Here is a 15,227-nt window from a genome sequence, read left to right on the forward strand (position 1 = left end):
GTTACTTCTCAGGCATCGGCATCGGAAACGGCATCACATTGCCGACCGCGCCGCGGGCTTCGCTGATTTTCGGGGTGCCCAGGCGTTCGACTTCGTCGATGCGCACGATCGAATGCATCGGCACGAAGCTGCGCACCACGCCTTCGAACTGCGCCTTGAGCTTTTCCTCGCTCGGATCGACGACCACTTGCGTGCGCTCGCCAAAGACGAATTCTTCCACTTCCAGGAAACCCCACAGATCACTTTGATAGATCTGCTTGGCGTACATTTCGAACACCTGGCCCTGGTTGAGGAAAATCACCTTGTAGATTGGAGCTTCACGTTTGGTCATGGCTGGCGAAACACATCGGCGGGTAAAAATGAGGGCGCGAACTATAGCATAGCCACTGCTCGCACAGCGGTAGGAACCGGGGGACTTGTTCCCTATAATGCGCGGTTCTTTGAATCACGTGATGATCCCGTCCATGGCCAAGAAGCTTTACATCGAAACCCACGGTTGCCAGATGAACGAGTACGACAGCTCGCGCATGGTCGATCTGCTGGGTGAACACCAGGCCCTGGAAGTCACCGCCCGCGCCGAAGACGCGGACGTGATCCTGCTCAACACCTGCTCGATTCGCGAACGCGCCCAGGACCGGGTGTATTCCCAGCTCGGCCGCTGGCGCGAACTGAAGTTGGCCAACCCGGAAATGGTCATCGCCGTGGGCGGTTGCGTGGCCAGCCAGGAAGGCGCGGCCATTCGTGATCGCGCGCCGTACGTGGACGTGGTCTTTGGCCCGCAGACCTTGCACCGCCTGCCGGAGATGATCGACGCCGCCCGCAGCACCAAGCTGCCGCAAGTGGACGTTTCGTTCCCGGAAATCGAAAAATTCGACCACCTGCCCGAACCGCGTATCGACGGCCCAAGTGCCTACGTGTCGGTGATGGAAGGTTGCAGCAAGTACTGCACGTTCTGCGTGGTGCCCTACACCCGCGGTGAAGAAGTCAGCCGACCGTTCGACGACGTGCTCGCCGAGATCATCCACCTGGCGGAAAACGGCGTGCGCGAAGTGACCCTGCTGGGGCAGAACGTCAACGGCTATCGCGGCCTGACCCATGACGGGCGCCTGGCGGATCTCGCCGAACTGATCCGCGTCGTGGCAGCGGTGGATGGCATCGACCGCATCCGCTACACCACGTCTCATCCGCTGGAGTTCTCCGACAGCCTGATCCAGGCCCACGCCGAAGTCCCCGAACTGGTCAAGCACCTGCACCTGCCGGTGCAATCGGGCTCCGACCGGATCCTTGCGGCCATGAAACGCAACCACACGGCGCTGGAGTACAAATCCAAGCTGCGCAAGTTGCGCGCAGCAGTGCCGGGGATCTGCATCAGCTCGGACTTTATCGTCGGCTTCCCTGGCGAAACCGAGAAAGACTTCCAGCAGACCATGAAGCTGATCGAAGACGTGGGCTTCGACTTCTCCTATTCCTTCGTCTACAGCCAGCGTCCTGGCACTCCGGCGGCCGACCTGGCGGACGACACGCCCGAAGAACTGAAAAAGGAGCGGCTCAACGCCTTGCAACATCGCCTCAACCAGCAAGGTTTCGAGATCAGCCGACAAATGGTCGGCTCCGTCCAGCGGATTCTGGTGACCGATTATTCGAAAAAAGACCCCGGCGAGCTGCAAGGACGTACCGAAAACAACCGCATCGTCAACTTCCGCTGCGACACCCCGGCCCTGATCGGCCAGTTCGCCGACGTGCACATCGACGCCGCGCAACCGCACTCCCTGCGCGGTTCGTTGATCCAGTAACAACGCGAATCCTTGTGGGAGCGGGCTTGCTCGCGAAGGCGGCATACCAGGCGATACCTGTACTGGATGAAAGACCGCTTTCGCGAGCAAGCCCGCTCCCACAAAAGACCGCGCCGGTCGCTGGAATCAGATTCGCCTGTTTAAGAGCTTTCGCACCCAGCCTACTGGCGTTATCCTTGATTTCACCTTAATTGCCCCCGGGCGGCTAAAAACGACCTTGAACGCACCCATCGAACCACATCGCTTTATTCTCGAGCCCTTTGAGGCTCGCCGCTTCGCCAATCTGTGCGGGCAATTCGACGAGCACCTGCGCTTGATCGAACAGCGCCTGGCCATCGAGATCCGCAACCGCGGAAACCAGTTCGAACTGATCGGCGAACCCAAGCACACCACCTCCGCGGAAAACCTGCTGCGCCGTCTCTATCGGGAAACCAAGGGGAGCGAGCTGTCGCCGGATACGGTCCACCTGTTCCTGCAGGAGTCGGCCGTCGAAGAACTCGACAACCATGCCCCGTCGGAACCTGCCGTGGCCCTGCGCACGAAAAAAGGCATGATTCGCCCGCGCGGCTTGAATCAGCAGCGCTACGTGAAGGAAATCCTGGGCAACGACATCAACTTCGGCATCGGCCCGGCCGGTACCGGCAAGACCTACCTGGCCGTGGCCTGCGCCGTCGATGCGCTGGAACGTGAACAGGTGCGGCGTATCCTGCTGGTGCGACCGGCGGTCGAAGCGGGTGAAAAACTCGGCTTCCTGCCCGGCGACCTGGCCCAGAAAATCGACCCGTACCTGCGCCCGCTCTATGACGCGCTGTATGAAATGCTCGGCTTCGAATACGTCGCCAAGCTGATCGAGCGCCAGGTCATCGAGGTCGCGCCGCTGGCCTACATGCGTGGTCGGACCCTGAACAACAGCTTCATCATCCTCGACGAAAGCCAGAACACCACGGTCGAGCAGATGAAAATGTTCCTGACCCGCATCGGCTTCGGCTCCACCGCCGTCATCACCGGGGACATCACCCAGGTCGACCTGCCCCGCGGCACCAAGTCCGGGCTGAACCATGTGATCCAGGTGCTCAAGGACGTGCCGGGCATCAGTTTCACGCACTTCATGCCCAAGGACGTGGTGCGTCATCCGTTGGTCCAGCGCATTGTCGAAGCCTACGAGCGCTTCGAGCATCGCGAGGCCGACGATGCGCCTGAAGGCAAAGGCAATCGCCACAATGCTTGAACTCGACCTGCAAGTGGCCTGCAAACACGCCGCCCCCAGCGAAGCCCAGTTCCGCCAATGGTGCGAACTGGCCCTGCGCCAGCGCAGCGCCGACTCGGAGCTGACGATCCGCCTGGTGGACGAGCCCGAAGGCCGTGAACTGAACCACACCTGGCGGCAGAAAGACTACGCCACCAACGTGCTGTCGTTCCCCGCCGACGTACCCGACGAACTGCTCGACATCCCACTGCTGGGCGATCTGGTGATCTGCGTCCCGGTGGTGGAGCGTGAAGCAGCCGAACAAGACAAGACCTCCGAGGCTCACTGGGCCCATCTGGTGATTCACGGCTGCTTGCATCTACTGGGTTACGACCATATAGAAGATGACGAAGCCGAAGAAATGGAAGCACTGGAACGAACGTTGCTTGCAGAGCTGGGTCATCCCGATCCCTACGCCGGCGACGAACACTGATACATCAACCTGTAACGACAAAGGATTCAGAGTAATCGCTATGAGCGAAGATCGATCGAGCAACGGGCAGAAGTCATGGCTGGGCAAGCTCACCCAGGCTTTTGCCCATGAGCCGAAAAACCGCCAGGAGCTGCTGGAGCTGCTGCGCGATGCACACCAGAACAAACTGCTGGACAGCGAAGCGCTGGCCATCGTCGAAGGCGCCATCCAGGTCGCTGACCTGCAAGTCCGGGACATCATGGTCCCGCGCTCGCAGATGGTCAGCATCAAGGCGACCCAGACCCCCCGTGAATTTTTGCCCGCCGTGGTCGACTCCGCTCACTCGCGCTATCCGGTCGTCGGCGAGAGCCATGACGACGTCATGGGCGTGCTGCTGGCCAAGGACCTGCTGCCGCTGATCCTTCAGGAAAACGGCGACAGCTTCAACATCAAGGACCTGTTGCGCCCGGCCACCTTCGTGCCCGAGTCCAAGCGCCTGAACGTGCTGCTGCGTGAATTCCGCGCCAACCACAACCACATGGCCATCGTCATCGACGAATACGGCGGCGTGGCCGGCCTGGTCACCATCGAAGACGTCCTCGAGCAGATCGTCGGCGACATCGAGGACGAGCACGACGTCGAGGAAGACAGCTACATCAAGCCCCTGCCCAGCGGCGACTTCCTGATCAAGGCCCTGACGCCGATCGAGAACTTCAACGAATTCTTCGACAGCCAATTCTCCGACGATGAGTTCGACACCGTTGGCGGCCTGGTGATGAGTGCTTTCGGGCATCTGCCCAAGCGCAACGAAACCACGGAAATCGGCTCCTGGCGCTTCCGCATCCTGAATGCCGACAGCCGTCGGATTCACTTGCTGCGCCTGTCGCCCATTGGCCGATAACCCCTGCGAGACCCGCTAAGGACAAAAATGCGCTGGATAACCCGCCCCGGCTGGCCCGGTAACCTGCTGGCCATGGCGGCCGGTGCGATCACCACCCTGGCCTTGGCGCCGTTCGACCTCTGGCCGCTGGCATTGCTGGCGGTCGGCTTGTTCTACGCCGGGCTGCGCGAGCTCTCGCCACGCCAGGCCCTGGGCCGAGGCTGGTGTTTCGGTTTTGGCCTGTTTGGTGCCGGCACCAGTTGGATCTACGTCAGCATCCACAACTTCGGCGGCGCCTCGGTGCTGCTCGCCGGGTTATTGATGCTGCTGTTCATCGCCGCCATCGCCTGGTTCTTCGCCCTGCCCGCCTGGCTGTGGGCACGCTGGTTGCGCCGCAACGAGGCGCCGCTGGCCGATGCCCTGGCGTTCGCCGCGCTGTGGTTGGGCCAGGAAGCTTTCCGCGGCTGGTTCCTCACCGGGTTCCCCTGGCTGTACTCCGGCTACAGCCAGCTCAACGGCCCGCTGGCCGGCCTCGCGCCGCTGGGCGGGATGTGGCTGATCTCCTTCACCCTGGCCTTGACCGCCGCGCTGCTGTACAACGCGCCCCGGTTGATCCGCACCGGACGCAAGGGCTTTATCGCCGCGGGCGTGATGCTGCTGATCGGCCCATGGGTGGCCGGCCTGGCCCTCAAGGGCCATGCCTGGACCAGTCCTTCGGGCGACCCGCTGAGCGTCGCGGCGATCCAGGGCAACATCGAACAAAGCATGAAGTGGGACCCCGAGCAGCTCAACGCGCAGTTGGCGCTGTACCGCGACATGAGCTTTGCGTCCAAGCGCGTCGACCTGTTGATCTGGCCGGAAACCGCAGTACCGGTGCTCAAGGAATCTGCCCAGGGTTATCTGGACATGATGGGCAGCTTCGCCGCCGAGCGGCATTCGGCGTTGATTACCGGTGTGCCGATTCGCCAACTAGTGCGCCACGAGAAGCGTTACTTCAACGGCATCACCGTGACCGGCGAAGGCGACGGTACTTACTTGAAGCAAAAGCTCGTGCCGTTTGGCGAATACGTGCCGCTACAGGACATCCTGCGCGGCCTGATCGCCTTCTTCGACCTGCCCATGTCGGACTTCGCCCGGGGCCCGGCCGACCAGCCACTGCTGCAAGCCAAGGGTTACCAGATCGCGCCGTTCATCTGCTATGAAGTGGTCTATCCGGAATTTGCCGCCAGCTTGTCAGCGCGCAGCGACCTGTTGCTGACCATCAGCAACGACACCTGGTTCGGCACCTCGATCGGCCCGTTGCAACACCTGCAAATGGCCCAGATGCGCGCCCTGGAAGCCGGTCGCTGGATGATCCGCGCCACCAACAACGGCGTCACCGGGCTGATCAACCCCTTCGGCCAGATCACCGCACAGATCCCGCAATTCGAGCGTGGCATCCTGTACGGCGAAGTGGTGCCGATGCACGACCTGACGCCGTACCTGCAATGGCGCTCATGGCCGCTGATCATTTTGTGCCTGTCGCTGTTGGGCTGGGCGTTGATGGCGAGCCGGATGGCCAAGACCGTTTAAGGCCTCTGCCCCCCCCTTGTGGCGAGGGAGCTTGCTCCCGCTGGGTGGCGCAGCCGCCCCGTTTTTCCCAACCACTGAAGATGTTCCAGCCCGGCGACAGTGGCGTCTGCTGCGCAGCCGAGCGGGAGCAAGCTCCCTCGCCACAGAAGCTCGCTAGCCCATGACATTGGCGAACACCCATGCATTGGATGTCTGCACAAGGCAGGCGACTACCCACTCTGGAAGACCATTGAGCTCTTGTGGCGAGGGAGCTTGCTCCCGCTCGGCTGCGCAGCAGGCCCTGTTTTTAGGGGGACCGCTTCGCGGCCCAGCGGGAGCAAGCTCCCTCGCCACAACCATGTTCGGCCCACACATTTCGTATGCTCAGCGATAGAACAACCAATACCCCAACAACCCCATCGCCTCATTCATCAACTGCCCGGACTGCCAGATCGACTTGAACTCCGGCATCCAGCCACCCAGTGGCCGGGCATTGTCCGGGCCCAGGAAGCCGACAGGCGCCGGCACCACTTCAAATCCTGACCGCTCGAAACTCCAGACCGCCCGCGGCATGTGCCACGCCTGGGTCACCACCACAACCCGTTTGATGCCTTCCGGCAACAGGATCTCGGCGCTCATCTGGGCGTTTTCCCAGGTGGTGCGGCTACGTCCTTCCTGCCAACGCACGTTGACGCCAAAATCCTCCAGCATCGAGTCGGCCATCAACTTGGCCTCGCTGGGCGGGGTGCCGTAGTGCAAGCCGCCAGTGGTCAGCACGGGCAAGCCCGACGCCTTGGCCAGTCGCGCCGCATAACGCTGGCGTTCGAGGCCGACACCGGTGGGCTGGTCGGAACCCCAGGCCAGGTCACCGCGCTCGCGACCGGAACCCAGCACCACGATGGCGTCGGCACGCTGGGCCAGGGTCGCCCATTCACTGCGCAGCAGCGGCGGCTCACGCTCCAATGCCTTGGCGCTCCACTGCACCACCACCGGCAGGCTCATCAACCAGAAACCGCCCAGGCCCACGGCGAAACACAGGCGGGCCAGGCGCGGCCGAGAATGGCGCCACCACCAGGCGAGCGCCAACAGCAGCAGAAGAATGCCGGGCGGCAATAGAAGTTGTTTGATGAAATAGCGAAAGGGCATCGGGCATCTCCATAGATGCCCGAAGCCTAAGGGGGTTGACGCAAAGCGACAACAGATTCGAAAAAGCCTTGAACCAAAAAAAGCGACACGCGTGAATCCGGCTTTACTTGAACTGCAGCGACCGGATCTTTACTGCATCCTTATCAGGCGTCCGGTCCTTGAGCCACACAACCTTGGCCGAACGGGGCGCTTCGAGACGCTTGAGTACCTGGGCCCCACTGGTGGGGGGGTTATGTCCGGCCTGTTCAAGGTAAGCCTTGACCAGTTCGAACTCTGCGGGGCTCAAGCCTCGCAGTTCCAGCTCTACCGGGCGCTCATCACGCAAGCGACCGGCGGTTCTTGCAGCGTCCAGGGCCACCCCGAGACGATCGATCAGTTTTTCGTACAACTCAGGTGTAGCGACTTTTCGTTGTGATTCAACCATCCCTCACCTCATTGAAGATAAGACTCACTCCCCATTGAGAAGCTTAGCTTCGCTGGGCAAACCGGCAGTGCGCCGCGACCAACGGCCCTGAACACGGGTCATCGCCGATGATCGGCAATAGCTCGGCGGTGGTTCGGCAGCAATCAGGGTTTCCCTCGGCAGAGCGCGGTCATGTATGCTACGGCGCTTCCTGTAACTCCACTTCCAGCTTGGCTGGGCATCGAAAACGCCGCATTCGGCGTCGTCTGCGTCCAGCATGGCAACGAAGAGGATTGGGCCACCCCATTCAGTACAAAAGTAGCCATGCACGAACACTACCAGCCCCGTGAAATCGAAGCCGCCGCCCAGTCGTTCTGGGACGAGCAAAAGTCCTTTGAAGTCAGTGAACAGCCAGGCAAGGAGACTTACTACTGCCTGTCGATGTTCCCTTACCCCAGCGGCAAGCTACACATGGGGCACGTGCGCAACTACACCATCGGCGACGTGATCTCCCGCTACCAGCGCATGCAAGGCAAGAACGTCCTGCAACCCATGGGTTGGGACGCCTTCGGCATGCCGGCGGAAAACGCCGCGATGAAGAACAACGTGGCCCCCGCCAAGTGGACCTACGAAAACATCGCCTACATGAAGACCCAGCTGCGTAGCCTGGGCCTGGCGGTGGATTGGTCCCGCGAGGTCACCACCTGCAAGCCCGACTACTACCGCTGGGAACAATGGCTGTTCACCCGCCTGTTCGAAAAAGGCGTGATCTACCGCAAGAACGGCACCGTGAACTGGGACCCGGTGGACCAGACCGTACTGGCCAACGAACAAGTGATCGACGGCCGCGGCTGGCGCTCCGGCGCGCTGATCGAAAAGCGCGAAATCCCGATGTACTACTTCAAGATCACCGCCTACGCGGATGAGCTCCTGGAGAGTCTCGACGAGCTGACCGGTTGGCCCGAGCAGGTCAAGACCATGCAGCGCAACTGGATCGGCAAGTCCCGGGGCATGGAAGTGCAGTTCCCCTACGACGTCGCCTCCATTGGCGAAGCCGGCACCCTGAAAGTCTTCACCACCCGCCCGGACACCCTGATGGGTGCCACGTATGTGGCCGTGGCCGCCGAGCATCCGCTGGCCACCCTGGCGGCCCGGAACAACCCTGAGCTGCAGGCGTTCATCGCCGAATGCAAGGGCGGCAGCGTCGCCGAAGCCGATGTCGCCACTCAAGAGAAGAAAGGCCTGGCAACGTCGTTGTTCGTCGAGCACCCGCTCACCGGCGAGAAGCTGCCGGTGTGGGTCGCCAACTACGTGCTGATGCACTATGGCGACGGCGCTGTCATGGCGGTGCCGGCCCACGACGAGCGTGATTTCGAATTCGCCCACAAGTACAACCTGCCGGTCAAACCGGTGGTGCGCACCAGCGCCGGCGACCAGACTCCCGCACCTTGGCAGGACGCCTATGGCGAACACGGCGAACTGATCAACTCCGGCGAGTTCAACGGCCTGGACTTCGCGGGCGCATTCGATGCCATCGAAGTCGCCCTGATCAAGAAGAACCTCGGCGCCTCGCGCACCCAATTCCGCCTGCGGGACTGGGGCATCAGCCGCCAGCGCTACTGGGGCTGCCCGATCCCGATCGTGCACTGCGACACCTGCGGCGACGTACCGGTGCCGGAAGACCAACTGCCAGTGGTCCTGCCGGAAGACGTCGTACCCGACGGCGCCGGTTCGCCCCTGGCGCGCATGCCCGAGTTCTATGAGTGCAACTGCCCGAAATGCGGTGCACCGGCCAAGCGCGAAACCGACACCATGGACACCTTCGTCGAGTCCTCCTGGTATTACGCGCGCTACGCCTCGCCGCACTATGAGGGCGGCCTGGTGGAAAAATCCGCGGCCGACCACTGGTTGCCAGTGGACCAGTACATCGGCGGCATCGAACACGCCATTCTCCACCTGCTCTACGCACGCTTCTTCCACAAGCTGATGCGTGACGAAGGCCTGGTGAGCTCCAACGAGCCGTTCAAGAACCTGCTGACCCAAGGCATGGTGATCGCCGAGACTTACTATCGTCGCGAAGCCAACGGTGCCTACACCTGGTTCAACCCGAGCGACGTCGAGCTCGAACGCGACAGCAAGGCCAAGGTCATCAGCGCCAAGCTGATCGCCGACGGCCTGCCGGTGGAAATCGGCGGCACCGAGAAAATGGCCAAGTCGAAGAACAACGGCGTCGACCCACAGTCGATGATCGACCAGTTCGGCGCGGACACCTGCCGCCTGTTCATGATGTTCGCCTCGCCACCTGACATGAGCGCGGAATGGTCCGACTCGGGCGTCGAGGGCTCGCACCGCTTCCTCAAGCGCGTCTGGCGCCTGGCCCAAGCCCACGTCACCCAGGGCCTGCCGGGCAAACTGGCCGTCGCCAGCCTGAACGACGAGCAGAAAGCCGTCCGTCGCTCGATTCACCTGGCCATCAAGCAGGCCAGCCATGACGTCGGCCAGAACCACAAATTCAACACCGCCATCGCCCAGGTGATGACGCTGATGAACGTGCTGGAAAAAGCCGCGCAAGGCACCGAGCAGGATCGCGCACTGGTTCACGAAGGCCTGGAAGCCGTGACGTTGCTGCTCGCGCCGATCACCCCACACATCAGCCACGAGCTGTGGAATCAACTGGGTCACGCCGACCCGGTGATTGATGCACGCTGGCCGGTGGTGGACGAAACCGCGCTGGTGCAGGACAGCCTGACCCTGGTTATCCAGGTCAACGGCAAGCTGCGCGGCCAGATCGAAATGCCGGCTGCGGCAACGCGCGAAGAAGTTGAAGCCGCCGCGCGGGCCAATGAAAACGTGCTGCGCTTCGTCGATGGCCTGACCATTCGCAAAGTGATCGTCGTGCCCGGCAAGCTGGTCAACATCGTCGCAAGCTAATTGGATCGGGCGCGAGGCTCAAGCCTGGCGCCGAATACAACCTGCGGGGTCGCATGGTCGACCCCCATAGGGTTCAAGGGGAGCAACAAGATGATCAAACGTAATCTGCTGGTAGTGGGCCTGGCGGTCCTGTTGAGCGCCTGCGGCTTCCAACTGCGCGGCACCGGCACCACCGAGCTGGCCATCACGGAACTGGACCTCAGCGCACGGGACGCCTATGGCGACACCGTGAAACTGCTGCGCGACACCCTGGAAAACAGTGGCGTGAAAGTCTACAGCGGGGCCCCGTACAAGCTGGTACTGGCCCGTGAACAGCAGAGCCAGCGCAGCCTGAGCTATGCCGGTGCCGGTCGTTCCGCCGAGTACGAACTGAACAACGTACTGAGCTATGAGATCCGCGGCCAGAACGACCTGGTACTGCTGGACGACAAGCTGCAGGTGCAGAAGGTCTACCTGCACGATGGCAACAACATCACCGGTTCCGACCAGGAGTCGAGCGAAGTGCGCGATGAAATGCGTCGTGACCTCGTGCAACGCATGATGCTGCGCCTGCAACAGCTGAGCCCGGCCCAGCTGGAGCAACTGCAACAGACCGCCAACGCCCGCGCCAAGGCCGAAGCCGATGCGCTGGAAGCGGCACGCAAGGCTGAAGCGGAAACCCCGCAACAGTCGCCGATGCAGATCCCGGCTGAATAAGCCTTGCGGGGCGCTCCGGCGCCCCGCTCGCCTTCTCTTATGAAGCTCGCTCCCGCCCAACTCGGCAAACACCTGCAAGGCGCCCTCGCGCCGGTCTACATCATCAGTGGCGATGACCCACTGCTGTGCCAGGAAGCCGCCGACGCCATCCGCGCCGCTGCACGCCAGCAAGGTTTCGACGAGCGCCAGGTATTTGCCGCCGACGCCAGTTTCGACTGGGGCACGCTGCTGCAGGCCGGGGCGAGCATGTCGTTGTTCGCCGAAAAACGCCTACTGGAGCTGCGTTTGCCGTCTGGCAAACCCGGTGACAAAGGCGCCGCTGCGCTGATCGAATATTGCTCTCGCCCGGCCGAGGACACCGTGCTGCTCATCAGCTTGCCGAAACTCGACGGCAGCGCGCAAAAGACCAAATGGGGCAAGGCCCTGGTCGAAGGCCCGCAGACCCAGTTCGTGCAGATCTGGCCGGTGGATGTCAGCCAGTTGCCCAGCTGGATCCGCCAGCGCCTGTCCCAGGCCGGCCTCTCGGCCAGCCAGGACGCGGTGGAACTGATCGCCGCCCGGGTCGAAGGCAACCTGTTGGCCGCTGCCCAGGAAATCGAAAAGCTCAAGCTGATGGCCGAAGGCGGCCAGATCACCGTGGAAACGGTGCAAGCCGCCGTGGCCGACAGTGCGCGCTTCGATGTCTTCGGGCTGACCGATGCGATCCTCAACGGTGAGGCCGCCCATGCCCTGCGCATGCTCGAAGGCCTGCGGGGCGAAGGCGTCGAGCCGCCGGTGATCCTCTGGGCCCTGGCCCGGGAATTACGCCTGCTGGCCAACCTGTCCCTGCAATACAGCCAGGGCGTCCCACTGGACAAAGCCTTCAGCCAGGCCCGCCCACCGGTGTGGGACAAACGCAAACCGCTGATGAGCAAGGCCCTGCAACGCTATTCCGCATCGCGCTGGGCGCAATTGCTGCTCGAAGCCCAGCGCATCGACGCGCAGATCAAGGGCCAGGCCGCCGGCTCACCGTGGATGAGCCTCAGTCGCTTGTCGCTGTTGATGGCCGGTCAACGATTGCCCCTGCCTGCCGAGTAAACACACTCAGGCCAGAGGGCTTTCTGTGGCGAGGGAGCTTGCTCCCGCTGGGGCGCGAAGCGGCCCTGTTTTTCGGGTCTGCTTCGCAGCCCAGCGGGAGCAAGCTCCCTCGCCACACAAAAGCTGTCTCCCCCAAATCCGCCACCTGAGGCGAAACTTCCTACTGCATGCAGGGACTGGACAGCCCGCCAACTCTGCCCCATGATTTGCCCCGCAAAACCACCCCACGAGAGACACCATCATGAGCAAAAAGCCATCCAGGCATGGCCCCAACAAGGCCAAATCCATCGTCGCCCAGCCCCTGTTCCGCAGCCGCCAGGAACGACCCGCCAAGGGCAAAGGCAGCTACCGCCGCGAAGCCTTCCAGTCTGACAACTGGGAGGCTTCTTGCTTTGTGGCAGCTTGAAACACCCGGACAAGCCCTACACCCCTTTCGCATGATAAGGTCAGCACCTGATTTGTATTTCTGGACCCGTGCATGCCCTTCTGTCTTTCCCATCGTTGGCCACTGCGCCAGATGATTGTTGCCGCCAGCGTTGCCCTGCTTGTCGCCTGCGCCGAAAAACCTACTGCCGCCGACGCCCAACCGCTCCAGACAGCCCCCGCCGTGACCGCTCCGGCCATCGTCCCGCCCCTGGTGCCGACCGGTGAAGACCTGGCCATTGCGCCCACCCAGACCTTCGCGCAATGGCAAGCAGGGTTTCGCAAGGAGGCACTGGCCGCCGGGATCCGTGGCGACCTGTTCGATCGTGCGTTTGTCGGCGTCAGCCCGGACATGAGCGTGATCAAGGCCGATCGCAGCCAGCCGGAATTCACCCGTCCCGTGTGGGAATACCTCGATGGCGCGCTATCGCCACTGCGGGTCAACAAAGGCAAGAGCCTGATCCAGCAGAACGCCCAGGTCCTGCAAAGTATCGAGCAGCGTTATGGCGTTGATCGCGAGGCGCTGGTGGCGGTGTGGGGCATGGAGAGCAACTTCGGCCAGTTCCAGGGTAGCAAGTCGGTGATCAATTCCCTGGCGACCTTGGCCTACGAAGGACGACGCCCGGGTTTTGCCCATGCGCAACTGATCGCCGCGCTGCAAATCCTGCAACAGGGCGATATCACACCGGAAAAAATGCTCGGTTCCTGGGCCGGCGCCATGGGCCAGACCCAGTTCATTCCCACCACGTACAACACCCATGCAGTGGATTTCGATGGCGACGGTCGCCGCGACATCTGGGGCAGCTCCACCGACGCCCTGGCCTCGACCGCCCATTACCTGCAAAGCTCCGGCTGGCAGCGTGGCCAGCCATGGGGGTTCGAGGTCGATCTCCCAGAGGGCTTCGACTACACCCTGGCCGATGGCACGATCCGCAAGCCTGTTGCTGAATGGGAGCGACTGGGGGTTTCAGAATATGGCGGCCTGCCAATAACCCCGGATGACAAACAGCTCTCGGCGTCTCTGCTCCTGCCGGCCGGCCATCGCGGCCCGGCGTTCCTGATCTTCGATAACTTCCGCGCCATCCTCAAGTACAACAACTCGTCGTCCTATGCCTTGGCGGTCGGGTTGTTGTCAAAGCGCTTTACCGACGGCGGACTGGTCTATGGCCAGTGGCCCAAGGAGGACCAGCCCCTGAGCCGCAGCGAACGCATCGAATTGCAGACACTGCTGAGCAAGCACAACTACGACGCGGGCAACCCCGATGGCATCATCGGCGCCAACACCCGCAAGGCCATCCGCAGTGCCCAGCAGTCGTTCGGCTGGCCGGCGGATGGGTATCCGACGCAGCAGTTGCTGGAAGCATTGCGTAACCGCTGAATTGCCGTATGGCGGCTACCGCTATCGCGAGCTTGCTCGCGATAGCTGACTCCCAGGCGCTACATGACTATCGACTGACCACCACATCCTGCTCCAGCACCAACCTCTTCTCCTCCGCATCGAGCGTCACCAAGGCCCCCATGGGCAAGGTCAGGTTCGGATCGCAGTGCCCGCTGCGCCAGCCGGACAGCACCGGGATACGCAACGGCTCGAAGGTCTGCTTGAACAAGCGGTTCAACGTCTCGACGTCGACCCCGGCCACATCCCCCACCAAAACGCCGCGTAGCTGGTGCAACGTGCCGGCCAATCGCAGTTGAGTCAGCAATCGGTCGATGCGATACAGCGGCTCGTTGACGTCTTCGATGAACAGGATCACCCCTTCGGCGTCGATCTGAAAAGGCGTGCCCATGGTCGCGGCAATCATCGACAGGTTGCCGCCCAGCAGACGTCCGTGGGCGATGCCTGGCTCGACGGTGGTCAATGGGTAGGCTGCGGGGTGGTTCAGCTCGCTGCCGGCCTTCAACTGTCCACGCAGCAGGCTGAAAAACGAGGTGACGGTCGGGGGTTCCTTGTCGCCCAGCAGATCGGCGTTGAGCAGCGGGCCGTGGAAGGTCACGAAGCCTGCGTAGCGGCTGATGGCCAGGTGCAGGGCGGTGATGTCGCTGTAGCCTACGAATGGCTTGGGGTTGCGTCTTAGGAGCTCGAAGTCTATGCGATCCAGTAGCCGGGGCGTGCCGTAGCCGCCTCGTAGGCAGATGATGGTTTTGACTTCTGGGTCGGCGAAGGCGGTGTGCAGGTCGTTGAGGCGTATTTCGTCGCTGCCGGCCAGGTAGCCGTCCTTTTCATAGACGCCTGGGAAGATCCGTAGCTCATGACCTCGGGCGCGCATCCATTGGATGGCTTTTTCTGTGTCCAGGGGGGCCGGGCCGGCGGGGGCGATCACGGCGATCATCCCTTCGGACGGAAGTGCCGGGACGGGTTGATGTGGAGATAGGGTGTGGGTGGGGCGGACGGTCATCCATGCATCTCCCGGTTTGAGTCGTGCTTATGTGTGAATATCCGTTGCTGCGGTAACGGCTACTTATGGTTCCGCTCTTACAGCGGCTCACTTTTGAAAAGCGCAAAAGTAAGCAAAACGCTCTTGCCCCACCACTCGGTGCCTCGCCTAGGCTCGGCATGCCCTCACTCCGGCATTGCTCCGTGGGCCGCCGCGAAGGGCCATCCATGGCCCAGCGCGGCTATCCCGGCATCCATGCCGGGATGCCCACTGCGCAATGCCTGCGTTCGGCCA

General features: G+C 62.4%; 14 protein-coding genes. 10 read left to right on the forward strand and 4 right to left on the reverse strand.

Annotation, left to right across the window (positions count from 1 at the left end):
• Position 1: 1 nt before the first annotated feature.
• Positions 2-331: a DUF1820 family protein gene (locus BLO97_RS25755; RefSeq protein ID WP_003185742.1), complete on the reverse strand. Its 330-nt coding sequence runs from the start codon at positions 329-331 to the stop codon at positions 2-4.
• Positions 332-464: 133 nt separating this feature from the next.
• On the opposite strand from BLO97_RS25755, the gene miaB reads away from it, so the two are divergent.
• The 5 genes from miaB to lnt all read left to right on the forward strand — a co-directional run bounded on the left by miaB (position 465) and on the right by lnt (position 5,903).
• A complete protein-coding gene (gene miaB, locus BLO97_RS25760) occupies positions 465-1,793 on the forward strand; it encodes a tRNA (N6-isopentenyl adenosine(37)-C2)-methylthiotransferase MiaB (protein WP_170862100.1) in 1,329 nt (442 codons plus the stop codon).
• A gap of 217 nt (positions 1,794-2,010) precedes the next feature.
• Positions 2,011-3,021 (forward strand): PhoH family protein, encoded by a 1,011-nt coding sequence (locus BLO97_RS25765; RefSeq protein ID WP_063324241.1) that lies wholly within the window; start codon positions 2,011-2,013, stop codon positions 3,019-3,021.
• Positions 3,014-3,472: an rRNA maturation RNase YbeY gene (ybeY, locus tag BLO97_RS25770; protein ID WP_092224995.1), complete on the forward strand. Its 459-nt coding sequence runs from the start codon at positions 3,014-3,016 to the stop codon at positions 3,470-3,472. The genes BLO97_RS25765 and ybeY overlap by 8 nt, the downstream gene beginning before the upstream one ends.
• Positions 3,473-3,512: 40 nt before the next feature.
• Positions 3,513-4,352: an HlyC/CorC family transporter gene (locus tag BLO97_RS25775; RefSeq protein WP_003205870.1), complete on the forward strand. Its 840-nt coding sequence runs from the start codon at positions 3,513-3,515 to the stop codon at positions 4,350-4,352.
• 27 nt (positions 4,353-4,379) lie between these two features.
• Positions 4,380-5,903, forward strand: a complete 1,524-nt coding sequence (gene lnt, locus BLO97_RS25780; protein ID WP_092348887.1) for an apolipoprotein N-acyltransferase — start codon at positions 4,380-4,382, stop codon at positions 5,901-5,903.
• 363 nt (positions 5,904-6,266) lie between these two features.
• On the opposite strand, the gene BLO97_RS25785 is transcribed toward lnt, so the two are convergent.
• Together BLO97_RS25785 and BLO97_RS25790 are read right to left on the reverse strand one after the other, a co-directional pair.
• A complete protein-coding gene (locus tag BLO97_RS25785) occupies positions 6,267-7,028 on the reverse strand; it encodes a YdcF family protein (RefSeq protein ID WP_092149981.1) in 762 nt (253 codons plus the stop codon).
• 103 nt (positions 7,029-7,131) lie between these two features.
• Positions 7,132-7,452 carry a hypothetical protein gene (locus tag BLO97_RS25790; protein WP_063324238.1) on the reverse strand — a complete coding sequence of 107 codons (321 nt, stop codon included), beginning with the start codon at positions 7,450-7,452 and terminating at the stop codon, positions 7,132-7,134.
• 303 nt (positions 7,453-7,755) lie between these two features.
• Here BLO97_RS25790 and leuS point away from each other — a divergent pair, with 303 nt between their 5' ends.
• The 5 genes from leuS to BLO97_RS25815 all read left to right on the forward strand — a co-directional run bounded on the left by leuS (position 7,756) and on the right by BLO97_RS25815 (position 13,936).
• Positions 7,756-10,362, forward strand: a complete 2,607-nt coding sequence (gene leuS, locus BLO97_RS25795) for a leucine--tRNA ligase (protein WP_092149991.1) — start codon at positions 7,756-7,758, stop codon at positions 10,360-10,362.
• A 90-nt stretch (positions 10,363-10,452) separates the two neighbouring features.
• Positions 10,453-11,058: an LPS-assembly lipoprotein LptE gene (lptE, locus tag BLO97_RS25800; protein WP_063324236.1), complete on the forward strand. Its 606-nt coding sequence runs from the start codon at positions 10,453-10,455 to the stop codon at positions 11,056-11,058.
• A 39-nt stretch (positions 11,059-11,097) separates the two neighbouring features.
• On the forward strand, positions 11,098-12,135 hold the full coding sequence (gene holA, locus BLO97_RS25805) for a DNA polymerase III subunit delta (RefSeq protein WP_092224999.1): 1,038 nt from the start codon (positions 11,098-11,100) through the stop codon (positions 12,133-12,135).
• Between the two features lie 241 nt (positions 12,136-12,376).
• Positions 12,377-12,541, forward strand: coding sequence for an alternative ribosome rescue factor ArfA (arfA, locus tag BLO97_RS25810; protein ID WP_063324234.1), 165 nt, complete (start codon positions 12,377-12,379; stop codon positions 12,539-12,541).
• Positions 12,542-12,613: 72 nt separating this feature from the next.
• A complete protein-coding gene (locus BLO97_RS25815) occupies positions 12,614-13,936 on the forward strand; it encodes a lytic murein transglycosylase (protein ID WP_092348890.1) in 1,323 nt (440 codons plus the stop codon).
• Between the two features lie 67 nt (positions 13,937-14,003).
• Here the strand turns inward: BLO97_RS25815 and BLO97_RS25820 are convergent, their stop codons facing one another.
• Positions 14,004-14,954 (reverse strand): S66 peptidase family protein, encoded by a 951-nt coding sequence (locus BLO97_RS25820; protein WP_092348893.1) that lies wholly within the window; start codon positions 14,952-14,954, stop codon positions 14,004-14,006.
• Between the last annotated feature and the right edge of the window lie 273 nt (positions 14,955-15,227).

Source organism: Pseudomonas sp. NFACC05-1 (genome assembly GCF_900100135.1).
Lineage (GTDB): Bacteria > Pseudomonadota > Gammaproteobacteria > Pseudomonadales > Pseudomonadaceae > Aquipseudomonas > Aquipseudomonas fluorescens_Q.

Coding starts and splice junctions, on each gene's coding strand:
- BLO97_RS25755 (WP_003185742.1), bottom strand. CDS start 331: ATGACCAAACGTGAAGCTCCAATCTACAAGGTGATTTTCCTCAACCAG.
- miaB (WP_170862100.1), top strand. CDS start 465: ATGGCCAAGAAGCTTTACATCGAAACCCACGGTTGCCAGATGAACGAG.
- ybeY (WP_092224995.1), top strand. CDS start 3,014: ATGCTTGAACTCGACCTGCAAGTGGCCTGCAAACACGCCGCCCCCAGC.
- BLO97_RS25775 (WP_003205870.1), top strand. CDS start 3,513: ATGAGCGAAGATCGATCGAGCAACGGGCAGAAGTCATGGCTGGGCAAG.
- lnt (WP_092348887.1), top strand. CDS start 4,380: ATGCGCTGGATAACCCGCCCCGGCTGGCCCGGTAACCTGCTGGCCATG.
- BLO97_RS25785 (WP_092149981.1), bottom strand. CDS start 7,028: ATGCCCTTTCGCTATTTCATCAAACAACTTCTATTGCCGCCCGGCATT.
- BLO97_RS25790 (WP_063324238.1), bottom strand. CDS start 7,452: ATGGTTGAATCACAACGAAAAGTCGCTACACCTGAGTTGTACGAAAAA.
- leuS (WP_092149991.1), top strand. CDS start 7,756: ATGCACGAACACTACCAGCCCCGTGAAATCGAAGCCGCCGCCCAGTCG.
- lptE (WP_063324236.1), top strand. CDS start 10,453: ATGATCAAACGTAATCTGCTGGTAGTGGGCCTGGCGGTCCTGTTGAGC.
- holA (WP_092224999.1), top strand. CDS start 11,098: ATGAAGCTCGCTCCCGCCCAACTCGGCAAACACCTGCAAGGCGCCCTC.
- arfA (WP_063324234.1), top strand. CDS start 12,377: ATGAGCAAAAAGCCATCCAGGCATGGCCCCAACAAGGCCAAATCCATC.
- BLO97_RS25815 (WP_092348890.1), top strand. CDS start 12,614: ATGCCCTTCTGTCTTTCCCATCGTTGGCCACTGCGCCAGATGATTGTT.
- BLO97_RS25820 (WP_092348893.1), bottom strand. CDS start 14,954: ATGACCGTCCGCCCCACCCACACCCTATCTCCACATCAACCCGTCCCG.